This is a genomic window from Arthrobacter sp. Z5-13 (assembly GCF_056499105.1).
The window spans coordinates 29,153-41,646 of sequence record NZ_CP096461.1; the positions used below are offsets into that span (position 1 = coordinate 29,153).

12 protein-coding genes are annotated in these 12,494 nt (G+C 61.7%); 4 read left to right on the forward strand and 8 right to left on the reverse strand.

Going from position 1 to position 12,494, the window contains the following annotated elements:
• Window positions 1–37: 37 nt before the first annotated feature.
• Entirely contained in the window at window positions 38–4,525 is a 4,488-nt protein-coding gene (gene mobF / locus M1E02_RS21385; RefSeq protein WP_479378325.1) for a MobF family relaxase, read from the reverse strand.
• Window positions 4,526–5,050: 525 nt separating this feature from the next.
• Between mobF and M1E02_RS21390 the strand changes: the two genes are divergently transcribed.
• Window positions 5,051–5,428, forward strand: coding sequence for a hypothetical protein (locus M1E02_RS21390; RefSeq protein WP_479378326.1), 378 nt, complete (start codon window positions 5,051–5,053; stop codon window positions 5,426–5,428).
• 189 nt (window positions 5,429–5,617) lie between these two features.
• On the opposite strand, the gene M1E02_RS21395 is transcribed toward M1E02_RS21390, so the two are convergent.
• The 6 genes from M1E02_RS21395 to M1E02_RS21420 all read right to left on the reverse strand — a co-directional run bounded on the left by M1E02_RS21395 (window position 5,618) and on the right by M1E02_RS21420 (window position 8,168).
• Complete coding sequence (locus M1E02_RS21395; RefSeq protein ID WP_479378258.1) at window positions 5,618–6,328, reverse strand: hypothetical protein; 711 nt, start codon at window positions 6,326–6,328, stop codon at window positions 5,618–5,620.
• A gap of 21 nt (window positions 6,329–6,349) precedes the next feature.
• Complete coding sequence (locus M1E02_RS21400; RefSeq protein WP_479378259.1) at window positions 6,350–6,712, reverse strand: hypothetical protein; 363 nt, start codon at window positions 6,710–6,712, stop codon at window positions 6,350–6,352.
• 69 nt (window positions 6,713–6,781) lie between these two features.
• Entirely contained in the window at window positions 6,782–7,036 is a 255-nt protein-coding gene (locus M1E02_RS21405; protein WP_479378260.1) for a ParB family protein, read from the reverse strand.
• Between the two features lie 86 nt (window positions 7,037–7,122).
• Window positions 7,123–7,647, reverse strand: coding sequence for a single-stranded DNA-binding protein (locus M1E02_RS21410; protein WP_479378261.1), 525 nt, complete (start codon window positions 7,645–7,647; stop codon window positions 7,123–7,125).
• Window positions 7,648–7,683: 36 nt separating this feature from the next.
• Window positions 7,684–7,950: a glutaredoxin family protein gene (locus M1E02_RS21415; RefSeq protein WP_479378262.1), complete on the reverse strand. Its 267-nt coding sequence runs from the start codon at window positions 7,948–7,950 to the stop codon at window positions 7,684–7,686.
• Window positions 7,950–8,168, reverse strand: a complete 219-nt coding sequence (locus M1E02_RS21420) for a hypothetical protein (protein ID WP_479378263.1) — start codon at window positions 8,166–8,168, stop codon at window positions 7,950–7,952. Before M1E02_RS21420 ends, M1E02_RS21415 begins: the two co-directional genes overlap by 1 nt.
• A gap of 485 nt (window positions 8,169–8,653) precedes the next feature.
• Between M1E02_RS21420 and M1E02_RS21425 the strand changes: the two genes are divergently transcribed.
• Genes M1E02_RS21425 through M1E02_RS21435 form a run of 3 tightly spaced genes read left to right on the forward strand, consistent with a single transcriptional unit; the run spans window position 8,654 to window position 10,466 of the window.
• Window positions 8,654–8,980, forward strand: a complete 327-nt coding sequence (locus tag M1E02_RS21425; protein ID WP_479378264.1) for an ArsR/SmtB family transcription factor — start codon at window positions 8,654–8,656, stop codon at window positions 8,978–8,980.
• Window positions 8,977–9,804: a cation diffusion facilitator family transporter gene (locus M1E02_RS21430; RefSeq protein WP_479378265.1), complete on the forward strand. Its 828-nt coding sequence runs from the start codon at window positions 8,977–8,979 to the stop codon at window positions 9,802–9,804. The genes M1E02_RS21425 and M1E02_RS21430 overlap by 4 nt, the downstream gene beginning before the upstream one ends.
• Window positions 9,801–10,466, forward strand: coding sequence for a DsbA family protein (locus tag M1E02_RS21435; protein WP_479378266.1), 666 nt, complete (start codon window positions 9,801–9,803; stop codon window positions 10,464–10,466). The genes M1E02_RS21430 and M1E02_RS21435 overlap by 4 nt, the downstream gene beginning before the upstream one ends.
• A 124-nt stretch (window positions 10,467–10,590) precedes the next feature.
• Here M1E02_RS21435 and M1E02_RS21440 read toward each other — a convergent pair whose 3' ends face one another.
• Entirely contained in the window at window positions 10,591–12,183 is a 1,593-nt protein-coding gene (locus M1E02_RS21440; protein WP_479378267.1) for an AlbA family DNA-binding domain-containing protein, read from the reverse strand.
• Window positions 12,184–12,494: the final 311 nt, after the last annotated feature.

The following is a 12,494-nucleotide window of genomic DNA, read 5'->3' on the forward strand; positions in this document are numbered from 1 at the left end:
TTATATCAGCAAGAGTCTCCCCACGGAGTATGTGGACTTACCGGCCGAAACCGGGGCCACGATCGTGGCGCGGTTTCTGGTCATCTGTGGGGCGGCTCTGATCGCGGCGGGCCTGCTCTTCTGCGCGGCGGGCTTTGATCTGTTCCATGGCTTCCCTGACAGCCTCGGCACTGCCGGGCGAGCCGTCCACGGACTGATCCCGGTTCCTGTCACGGTTGGCGCGAACCTTTCGCGCAAGTGCGGCCATGCGTTCGGCGCCTTCCTGTGCTGGACTCAGCTGCGCTTCTGCGCCGCGTGCCTGCTGCAGGTGGTCCACAACGTTTTCTGCCGGCGTTGGCGTTTCCTTGACGACGGCCTCAACGTGGGCGGCCTCTGCCATCAACGATGCGTCAGCTTGCGACAGGGGATCCTTGGCGGTCTGCGCGGTGTACTTGTGCATCGCAGTGATCCTCGCGGTGAGTTCCGACCCTAGACCCTTGTCCTGGTGATCCGCGGGGACGGGGGCTGCTTCGCTGGCCGGGATCCGGTACATGTCCCGGTAGGTGGAGATTTCCACGGCGAGCTGCCGCCATTGTTCCCGCCGTGCAGGATCGGAGGGCACTGGTCCGAGCGCACCGGCCCATGCCGGCGGTTCGGCTGCGAGCTGGGCGCCGAGCCGGTTAACTTCGCTGGCCATGATTTCCCTGCGCGCGGCAAGTTCCTTCCGCCATAGTGCCGGGGTGTCTTCGTGGGTGACGACGTCGGCAGGTGCCATCCATGCCGGCAGCTGGTCAGCTGCGGCTTTCGGGACATCCACGGCCGGCAGTTGACGGCGCAGTTCGATTTCAGCGCGGATCCGGCGCTGGATCTGTGCGGCTGCCTCAACCTTGGGTGCGTGCTCGTCCCTGCGGTAGTTGCTCAGCGCTCCACGTTCGTAGGCTTCATCGGCGCGGGCTTCGGGGCGCATGAGTTCACGGAGCGATTGTTCCTTGTGCAGGGACGAGGCCAACCACTGTGCTTTACGCGCGGCCGCGGGGTCGTTGATTGTCGTATCGGTGCGGCCCTTCTGCTGGGCGGCGTTCAGCCGTGCTGCAAGGTCATCGTCGCTGAGGTGGCCGTGCAGGCGCCGCTGCCACGGCGTATCCTTCCGTTCGGCCATCCAGTTCCGGGCCAGATCTTTGCGGTCTGAGGTATCAGCACCAGGCGTGCGCGCCGCTTCAGCCTTGGCACGCATCAGCTCACCGACTGCGCGCCGGTCGAGCCGTTCAAGTGCCTCGTCACTGATTGATTCCAGGGGCCGGCGAATGGGATCGGCAGCGCGGGAGCGCCAGCGGTCAAGGCGGTCCTTGACCCGCCAAGCGAGAACAGCGGCAGCATCCTCAGATGCGCCGAAGTCTTCTTCGTTGACGCTGTCCTTGAGCAAGTGGACGAGGTTGAAGCCTTCGTTCTCGGCCGCGCGCAGATGGGTGGCAATAGCTCCCCAGGCAGTGGACTTCGTGAACGTCCCGGCCACTCCTTCGCCAAGTTCACGGCGGGCGATGTTCGCCATGCGCAGCTCGTTGGCCTGCACATCGATGTCCTTGTACTGCTCTGACATTTCCGGCAGCGACCTTGCCTGGGCGCGGGCGGCGTCCATCTGTTCGTGCGCGGTGAGGTTACCGTCATGGTTCGCGGCCACCGCTGTCAGTACGTCCTCCATGGACTCACCGTCGCCCACGATGCCGTAGAGCTTGTTCGAGTATCGGCCGCGGGACGCTGCCACGTAGGCCAGGGCACGGGACAGCCCGGAGCTGATCAGAGCGTGCACGGTGTCGCACGTGACGCCCTGGGTTCGGTGGATCGTTGCCGCGTATCCGAGCATCGTTTTCCCGCGCACATAGTCGGCTGGGAGCGTTATGGTGCCTTGGTGGCCGTGGTGGCGGACGGTCAGGGAACCGTCCTCGTGGGCACCGAGCACGTTCCACACGTCATTGTTCTTGACGAAGTCTTTGCCCCTGTTGGTGGACAAGCGGCGGTTGTTCTCGCGGGTGACAATAATGTCCCCGACGCGGGCGGTCAGGCCGTCCCGCAGCAACGCGGCCGGGGTCGTGGGGTCCAGTTCCCCCGTGGCGATCCGGTACGCCTGGGCGCGGGCGTTCAGTTCGGTGACGGTGGCATTGTCGAAGGCCATCATGATGGAGTGTTTGCCGGCGTTGGTGTCTTTCTGCCACGCCTCAAACACCTCGGAAGTCATGGTCTCGGCGTCACCGCCGACGACGCGGCGGTTCTCCCGGTAGAAGGTCCAGGGGTCATCGACGCTATGCGCCGGAGGTTCGCGCAGGGCCAAGGTAGCTGCTGCTTCCGCCTCGTTCGCGGTGCCGTCAGCGTTCCGGAAACGGTGCAGGTCCTCCAAATGAACTGCGCCGACAGTGTTCTTCAACAGGCGCAGCGCACCGCCCGAACCCACAGCCGAAAGCTGCTGGTCATCACCGAGTGCACGGACCACAGCGCCGTGCTGCTCTGCGATAGTTACCGCTGCGGCGAACCGTTGCGTTCCTACCATTCCAGCCTCGTCGATGATGATCACATCCCCCGGCTTGGGTGTGTTCTTCTCGTCGTTTGAGCCGGTGCTGTGAGCGAGCACGAAGGAGTCAATGGTGGTGGCCGTGGCTCCCAGTTCGGTGCCCATCACTGCGGCGGCCACGGCGGTTGGCGCCAGTCCGAAAACGCGGCCTCCGGCCTCTCGCACGATGTCAGCGGCAAGCTTCAGTGCCGTCGTCTTGCCTGCGCCGGCCGGGCCAACACCGACAAGCAACAGACGCTCGCTGCAGGCAAACTCCTTGGCCATGGCCAGCTGGCCGGCGTCGAAGGTTTTCTCTTGCCGGGCCAGCGCAGCGTCGAATGAATCAACCGTGGCGGCAGGAATAACGACGCTTTGTGCGGCTGTGAGTAGCCGGTCCTCGCTGTGCAGGATCCCCGCTGAGGTGTAGAGCGTGGAGTGCGGTTTGCCGTACTTGCTGGCCCCGGTGGACAGGCGTAGCGCGTCAATTTCAGGGGTGCGTGTTTCGGGCGTGATGCGTAACGAGAACTGGTCCGTAGCGCGGGCGGTGACTTGTTCCAGGAGGGCTTCGGGGATGGGCATCTCGCCTAGGCGGGATCCGAGCCGACGTGTCACTTCTGCCCTGATGTGGTGCTCTCCCCAAACGCCCCGGCTCTGCTCCAGACGCTCGATGACGCCCTGTGCTTCAATGATCGGATCGAGCTCGTCGGCGTGGGCGACCATCCATGGAAGGTGGTCCCCCTGGGCGTCCTCGGTACGCGCGTCGTGCCGGTGTGTACGGGCCTTCTCGACGGCGGCAGGTCCGACGACGACACCGGGGATGCTGCCGAGTTCTTCCATCCATTCATCAACCAGGACCGAGAGCTGACGGGCTTCCTTCTTGGTCGGACGGGTGTCCAGTGTGGCCTGTTGGGCAAGGGCGATGAGCTGCTTTTTGTTGGGGGCGTAGCCGTGCTTTTCGGTGAACTCGCTGGACAGTTCGTCCAGTACCGGCTTGATGCCAGCGCGCCGGGAAGAGGCCGCCTCGATAGCTGCTACATCGACGCCGGCGATCTCGATTACGGGGCGGTCGCCGTTGACTTTGCGTTCCTTCAGACCGACACCCAGGCGGGCGCAGATCTTTTCCATGACCACCCTGTTGTACATCTCGGAGGCGGCAACATTGAACTGGTAAAGCAGCCGCCCGTCGAGGCTGGACCACTTCCCGTCTGCGCCCAGGACCTTGTTGGAGACCACGATGTGATCGTGGAGCTGCGGGTCTCCGTTACGGGAGTCGTAGTGACGGAATTTGGTGTAGATCAGGCCACCGTCAACGTCCTCCTGACGCACGCCGTTGCGTCCGCGGCGGGTGAACGTGGCTTCCTTTTCGAGGTAACGCATGGTCTCTTCAATGGCCTCATCGTGGGCGGCCTCGATCTCCTTACGGGCCTCGTCACCCCCGATGGCCCACAGGACCGATGCTGATTTCGCGGGCGCAAACACGAGGTCATAACCGGCGACCGTCTGCGCTGCGGGCTTGGTCTGAGCCGTGATGAACTTGCCCAGCTCTTCCTTGTCAGAAGGGTTCCGGCCGTTGAGCTCACGGAAGTACTGGGCGCCTTCCTTGGTACGGATCAGACGCCGGTTGTCCGCGTCAGGCTCCCGATGGTTCATGCGCCTGTAGTCACCGGTAGCCCGGTTGATCCGTTCCTGAAGCTCGTTGTCCTTCTGATTTGGCTTGCGGTACCGCTGTCCCAGGGACACGTCCGCCTTCGGGTCTTCTGCCAGCATTGCGGTCGCGTTCGGGTGAAGTCCTTCACCGAACAGAGCGGCCATTTGCGTCTCGGTGACCTCACCGGAAACGTCCAAGTGCGAGGATCCTCCCCCGCCCCATTGGCCCGGAGGATTGCCGTCAACCGTGTAGTAATCGCCCAGCTCACGGTTACCGGCGCGCAGCTCATCACCACTGGCGACTTCACGTGTGTAGTACGTATATCCGTCGCCGGCACTGAGCTTGTGCACGGTCATCACGGAACCCACCATACCCGCCAATCCGCCCCATTTATCAATGATGCATGAGGTGTGACAGATATTGGCTGGTTTTGATCTGTGGAATGGCGGACACGACGAAGGAGGTAGCCAATGGAACGGATTGAAAGAAGGTAGGATCGGGCCATCAAGTCTTTGATGCGGTTCTGCACATGAGAATGGGCGGTGGGTAACACGCTTTTCCGTTATCCACCGTGCGTTCGATTGTGTAGAACCGCATCAAGTCTTTGATGCGGTTCTACACATGAGAATGGGCGGTGGGTAACACGCTTTTCCGTTATCCACCGTGCGTTCGATTGTGTAGAACCGCTGACCCGGTTATCCACGGGTGGGCAGCGGAGAGACGTTCTCTCTCTCGGAGCTGTCCACGTGTGGGCAACCGGGTCACGGCCAGCCCGAGCGTAAGCGAGGACCGATGCGGCGAACAGCGCCGGCCGTGGACCTAACCCGGCGCTAGCCGTTAGGTCCGGTCTACGGTCACCCAGGGGGAAGGGACCCACACGAATGGCAGCACCACGGAAGTCCGCACAACAGTTGGCGGCACGGGAGAAGGCGCGGGCGAAAGCCCAGGAACTCACCGAGCGGCACGAGAAACTGATCGATCTGGCGGCGGAATTTTTCGAGCAGCAGGAACAGGCGGACCGGATCCGGGACGAAGCGAAGCAGAAGGCGGAGGCGATCCTGGCGAAGGCCGATGCCGACGCGGACAACGCGGTGCGAGGTAGTGCCGCAAAGGTACGCGCGATGGTGGACGCGGGTGAAGGTAAAGCGGCAGTTGCCGCACGGCTGGGCCTCAGCGGTGCGGAGATCAAGCGGATGCTGGATCTCGCCGCTGACGATGCGAACGAGTCCCCCGCGACGTCCCAGGATGACGCCGCCTGACCGATAGAAGCGATCAAACAGAAGGCCTCCGACGGATTGTCGGAGGCCTGCTGCGGTTCTAGAACAGTGTCGGTGCGTCCGGGTCCACCGCCGACTTGTCCCAGAGCAGCGCTGACACGCGCTGCGGATAACATGCGCCAAGACCCCATCCACACAGAGTGAGCATCAAACCGATATACAACCTCGCACTCACGTGCTCCGCCCGCCACCCCTGGCCGGCATCGTTCCTGCCATGCCAGCTGTCAGCTTGCCTTTATACGGCAGCTGATGGAAGCCAAACCTGCGATAGGCACGTTCATGGCGGCTTGACCTGGCGATGGTGCACAGCCCGCTGCCTGCCGGGACAACTTCCCTCATCGCCGCCCTGGCGAATCCGAAACCTGCCCCTCGATCTTCGTCAGGGTGCATCGCCAGATAGGCGATCGTGTACGGGGATGAGGGTTTCAGTTCCCTTTTCCACTGCCCGACAGCGGAGTATGCCTTGAAATGGCGGATTGGCCGGCTGCGAACAATCGCGACGACACCGATAAGGAATATGCCGGCCAACACCGACAAGATGATCAGCAAAACTGACACGAGCCGTCCGGCCTCCTCCCTCGTACCGGGAATCAGCAGAAGCGGCAAAGCAGCGGCGCACAGGACGAAAGTCACTACGCCTATGGCCGCCCACAGGCTGGGGGTTATACCCTTCCGTTCCGGTTCGATGGAAACAGCAAAACGACGGCCGTCGTGCCAGAGGGTGCCGTCCAGGGCAGCGGTCAGCAGATACAACAGGTGGCGGGAGTACCCCAGGATTGCCCTTGCCTTCAGCAGAGGGCGCTTGGACTCGTTGGAAAAAGCCAGACTGCAACTCCATGCCAAGGGCCAGACGTCGCTCAGCGTCGCTTTCTGAATATCCACAGCTCCCCTCCTACGACGCTGTCAGGCGTCCGTCTTGTAGCCCTGGCGGGTGATTGCCCGCTGGGCTTCTTCAAGCAGTGCACCTATTTCTGCCGCTTTCATTGCGGCCGCCTGAAGTACGGTGTTCGCGGTATCCACGCTCGCGGCGGGGTCGCTGCCGTCGTCCTCATATACCTCGAAGGAAGTGAGGGAAGCCGTCAGGCCCTGGCTGAGCTGGTTGAGCAGCTGTGCCATACCGTGGCCGGCTGCGTGCTTCAGATTGCCCAGGATGCTGTAAACCTCCGGTGCCGGTATGGCGCCGGATATGGTCAGGTGGTTCAGTTCCCTGACGGCTTCATAGGCGGTGTCGGCAACTGTCACTGTGCGGAGCGTGTCATCTGTCATCGTGTGTCTCCCTCGGGGTTCCGTGCCGGTCGGTTAAATTTCCGCCAGCCTAGCTGGTGGCGCTGACCTTCAATCATTCCTGTGCCGGATCTCTTCGCGGGTACGGCGTCCCGGGCGGAGTGCGCCCGCGGGGACTCCTGGCCACTTTTTGCCGCCGTTGTATTTGCGCTGCAGCCGTTTCACTTCCCGAAGTGTTGCCGCTTCTATGAGGTCGGTGATGGATGCGTATCCCTCGAGGTGGCCCGCCTCCTGGACAGCTGCCCGAACCTGGTCGGCGTCCGTTTCGGTGAAGTATGGAGAGAACGACTTATTCTTCTTGGGCACTGGGTGTCATCGTCCTTCTGTTGAGCAATCAGCTGGCGATCAATTGCCGCGGGGCCGGCAGATTCGCCGGCCCCTGACAATGGGTTTTAGAACGGGGGTTCTGAGTCGGGGCCGTTACCCCATCCGCCGGCGGTGCTGGCCGTCTGCGGTGTGGCCCACGGGTCATCCTGCGGTGCCGATTGTGCTCTGGGGTTGGTGTTGCCCTGGTTTCCGAAACCACCGCCCCCCTGCCCGCCCTGGCTGCTGCGTTGGGTGCGGTTAATTTTCGCATTTGCGTACCTCAAGCTCGGGCCGATCTCGTCAACCTCAAGCTCTATCACTGTGCGCTTTTCGCCTTCCTTGGTCTCGTAGGACCGGGACTTCAACCGTCCCGAGACGATAACGCGGGTCCCCTTGGTCAGAGACTCGGCCACGTTCTCGGCAGCTTCGCGCCACACGCTGGCCCGGAGGAACAGTGTCTCCCCGTCCTTCCACTCATTGGACTGCCGGTCAAAGGTCCTGGGCGTTGAGGCAATGGTGAAGTTGGCCACCGCGGATCCCGACGGAGTGAAGCGCAGCTCGGGGTCTGAGGTGAGGTTGCCGATAACGGTGATGGTGGTTTCGCCTGACATTGGTTTTGTCCTGTTCTCTAGTTTCGTTCTGGCGGATTAGTTACTGCGGGTAAGAGATGCTTGGTTCATGTTTGCCTGGACGAGCTTGTCCCTACGCAGACCTGACCAGTGGTCCTGGTCGTCAGCGTTGTTTACGACGACGGGCGCCTGAGAGTAGCCCAGCTCCTCGGTGATGTACACGAGGGCTGCGGGGACTTTGGTGATGTCCACGGGTGTGTAGGTGATGCCCTTGCGGTCGAAGTACTCCTTCGTCCTGTCGCACTGGGGGCAGTTCGGCTTGGTGTAGATCGTGTAGGCGCTCATCAGGAGAACTTCTTCACTGTGAGGAAGAAGGCCGGCCCTGCGATCACTGCTGAGATGCCGGCGATGGCGAGGGAAAGCGCCTGGTCCATTGCGGTCAGTTCACCAATGAAGAGAACAATGGCGGCAACAGCAACGGCTGTGATGATGGCGATCAGGACCGGGCCGAAGGCAATGAGGCGGTTGAGCTGCTGCTCTTCTTTGCTGGTGGTGGTGTTCATTGTCAGTCCTCGGTTTCGTATGGGTGAGAGTTTCGTTCGTCTGTCCGTCTTGCTGTACCTCTATTCTACTGCTTATTCAACTGAATAAACAAGAGTTTTACCCCGGAATCTAGGGTTTTTTGCTTACTTCTTTTGTAAGGTTTTGGTGGTTCGCGTCACGGGTCGTTCCGCGCATAGCGCTTCCGATAATCAGGCGGCTGTTGTGTGGTGATTGAGCGCCGCCCTGCAGCTTGTGGTTGTCACCGCCGGTAACCATGCTGGGAGTCCCCCGAGCGCCTTAGAACCACAGCACAGGTTCACCTTGCCATCGCCCTATAACTCGGCCCAGCCCACCTAATGTGTGTCGTCCCGGCTGAAAAGAACCCAACGACAGCGGCCGGCTACACGGCAGCGTTTGGCTTGGATGCTTCTATATTCCGTCAAGTCGCCAAGGCGCGCTCTTTACATTGTTGCGTGAATACATCCAAGCCTGTACTTTTGGTGCCATGGAAACACTCACACAGGCACCGGTCTTGGCCCGGTTTGGGTATGCGGTCTCGGACCCTACCCGCTCCCGGATCCTCTTGGCCCTTTCAGATGCTCCGTCCTACCCTTCCGATCTCGCTGATTCTCTTGGCGTTTCCCGGCAGAGTATGTCCAATCATCTGACGTGCCTGCGCGGCTGCGGCCTGGTGGTGGCTGTTCCTGACGGGCGGCGGACCCGGTATGAGCTGGCGGACGCGCGGCTGGGCCATGCGATCAAGGATTTGCTTGGTGTTGTCCTCGCTGTTGATCCGGCCTGCTGCGCCCCCGACGGGGAGTGCTTGGCATGACGGCACTGTTGCAGGCGCCCAGTTCCGAACGTCGTGCTGTGCTGAACACCCGTATCCGGCTTTTCGCCGCAGCGACCATCACCTACAACCTCATCGAAGCCGTCGTAGCTCTTTGGGCCGGCAACGTCGCCAATTCTGCCGCATTGATCGGTTTCGGGCTGGACTCGGTCATCGAGGTGGCCTCCGCCCTGGCGCTGTCCTGGCAGTTCTCCTCCAAGAATCCGGAACGGCGCGAGCACCTGACGCTGCGGATCATTGCCATCTCGTTCTTCGCTCTCGCCGCATTCGTGACCCTGGACTCTGTCCGGTCACTGACAGGCGGGGAAGAAGCCCAGCACTCCACCCCGGGAATCGTGATCGCCGCGTTGAGTCTGGCGATCATGCCCGTGCTGTCCTGGGCGCAACGCCGGGCAGGGAGGGAACTTGGGTCCCGCACGGCCGTTGCCGATTCCAAGCAAACGCTGCTGTGCACCTACCTTTCCGCCGTCTTGCTCGTTGGCCTGGTCCTGAACAGCACCCTGGGCTGGTGGTGGGCTGACGCAGGTGCTGCGCTGATCATCGCCGGCATCGCGGTCCGTGAAGGCATCAACGCCTGGCGCGGTGACGCCTGCTGCGCCCTTCCCCACACTGATGACACGCACAGCCATGGTCACGGCGGAGAAGACGATGACTGCTGCGCACCAACAACAGTCACAAGCAGCCCCGCAGTCTCCGCAGCTCCTGCTCCTGAGGAGCAGGAAGGAGCCTGCTGCGCGGAATGCCACACTGATGCCAAACCCGCGCCCGTGACTCTGCCCCTAGGGACGAAACCGGCCGATCGTTGAGCGCCGTCTCGACCGCACGGAAGGTCCGGATCGCCATTTGGGCCATCCTCGCGCTCCTCCTCGCCATCGGCGGTATCTGGTACGCAGTTGCCTCGGCCAACAAGCCCGCGCCCGCCGCACCCCAAACCGCCGATGCACAGCTGGTCCGAGAGGACAGCCACCGTGTCACGAACCCCGCCACGGAGAAGGCCCAGCTGGTCGAGTTCCTCGACTTTGAATGCGAATCCTGCCGTGCTGCCGAGCCGCTGGTGCAGGAACTGAAACGGGAGTATGGGGACAGGATCACGTTTGTCCACCGGTACTTCCCCCTGCCGGGTCACGCGAACTCCGGCACCGCCGCCCTCGCCGTCGAAGCCGCCGCCCAGCAGGGAAAGTACGAAGAAATGGCCGCCAAGCTCTTCGAGACCCAGCCGCAGTGGGGCGAAAAGCGGGACTCCCAAGCCGGGCTGTTCAGGGGCTACGCCGAAGAACTGGGCCTGGACATAAATCAGTACGACGCCCAGGTGGCAGCAGAGGAAACAAAGGAACGAATTCGCCAGGACGTCGCCGACGGCAAAGCACTCGGCGTTACTGGCACGCCCACCTTCTTCCTTGACGGAGAGAAACTCATCCTCAACAGCGAAGCCCAGTTCAGGCAGCTGCTCGAGGACGCGGCGCGTTGATATCAGCTTAGGTTGAGGGCCGTTGCGCCGGGTCACGGCACCAGCGTGCCAGCCACCCCCAGGGTGACCATGCCCAGGCTTACAGACCATGGGGAACCTCTCCGCTCATGGCTTAGTTGGGGTTCTAGTCCTTGGGGCTGGCGTGTTTCCTTGTGAAGCCATTCAGGGGTAAATCGTCGGCCCCACGCCAGTAGCCGCCGAAGTTCCATGACTGCTTTCGAGCCATTTCGAGGACATTCACAATACTGTCGGCAATCTCCCCATCTTTGATGTCACCGAAGATGGAGCGTCGGACGTCAGAGTCATTGTCGATGAGCATTAGTGCGGGGCTGGCCCTGTGTTCGTTGTAAGCGGAGCAGCTGGGGTAGGCGGCGGCCGATGGGTTGCGTCCCTGGTCTGAAGCGAGGGACAGGAAGCACCACAGAAGATCGAACTGACAAAGGGAGTCAAGCACCTGGTCCGCTGCGTCCGTCTCCGTAGCTTGGTTTGGAATGTCAGGGCGAAGTTCCGGATTTTCCATGACAACTTCCACCGTCATGCCGATGAGTCCACCGCCCCAGGGGGCTCCGTGAGTGTCCGCGAGAAGCCGTTCTCTGGAAGCCATGGTGAGTCCGTGACGAATCCAAGAGTGGTAGGCGTACGTGGCATCCCCAATTGAACGCAGTGTCAGTGTGGGTATCGCGTGATACATGCCTTCTCTAACGGCTATCGATCCGATGGCCATCACTCGAAGAATGATTTCGAGCCACCGCGCTGGAGCTTCCGCCGTGCCACTGGTTCGTGTGGGGCTTGTGAGGTGGCTCTTGTAAAGGTCGAACAGCGTGTCTACTACCTGGCTGACGGGTTTGAGGTCGTCCATGAGAACGGCCTCGCTGGCTACAGCAGCAATCCGATTGAGTACGTGGGACTTGCGTTCGATGTCGGGACTGTTGCGGTAGGAGGCCTTTGCACTCCCAAGGAACCGCTTGATGACCGGATGACTCTTAGCGTCCAGAGTTGAACGCACGGCCTCTGTGAAAGTGGCAGAGTCCATGTCAAGATCCGGCGGAATAGGGCCCGTGGCTGGGGTGGGTCCCATCATCTGGACGAAGCGGTGCAGCAGTGCATCAACGTCTGCCCGCGCGTCAGCCCGTTGTAAGTCTTTGAATCTGTGGAGCACCCTGGACCATTCCTGGTGCCTTACCAAAGCATTAGTCGTACCTACCCTGGTATAGACGCTTCCTGCCCGGAAGTGAACTCTTGCCTGGGGGCCCGATGGACCGGGAGAGGTCCCATCTTTGAATATCACAGCGGGGAATCCGTCGGCGGGCGGTACTACGTAGATAACGGCCAGGCACGCAGGCTGTCCGTTTATGGACACAGTGTGAACCTGCGCACGAATGTCGATAGCACCATCGACATATCCCTTGACTGCTTGTACGAGTTGCGCTGAATCAAACATTTCTTTTGTGGGTGGGGAAAACCCAATCGCTGGCCTCCCGTCGTCTTCGGCGCCCACCACGATGTATCCACCGCGCGGGAGGTTCATCATTGCGGCGCAATCCCTGATGAAGTCGAGTTTTTTGGCTGGGCTGCCTAGATCCAGCTCTCGTTTATAGTCGAGGGCTGGATATTCCCCACCCACCGCCAGCAACTCGTAAAGCTTCTCTTCACCGATCGCGCCGTCACAGGCAAATGGCTGTGCGTGATCAGGACCATCCGCAGCTGCTTCACTCATCCGCTGATCCTATGGCGTCGAGCCTAGAATTCGCGTTAAACGAAGAAGGGCCGGCGGGGCCGGCCCTTTTCCGCTCCTCGGACAAAGGAAATCTGTGGTTCAGCTTAGCTGAATATCTGTGGTGCTGGTGCGGCTGCTCGGGAACGTCGTTGTTGCCTGGCGCGCGGCACCTGGTGTGGATCCTGGCTGGGTGCGGTGAATGGCGGTCCGCCGCTGGTGAGTGGCTGCTGTGGTTCGCACTTTGCGGCGGACCGCCCGAAGTTTGGGAGGTTCCGGGCCCTGCTCGTGGTGAGTGGGGCGGGGCCTTGCCG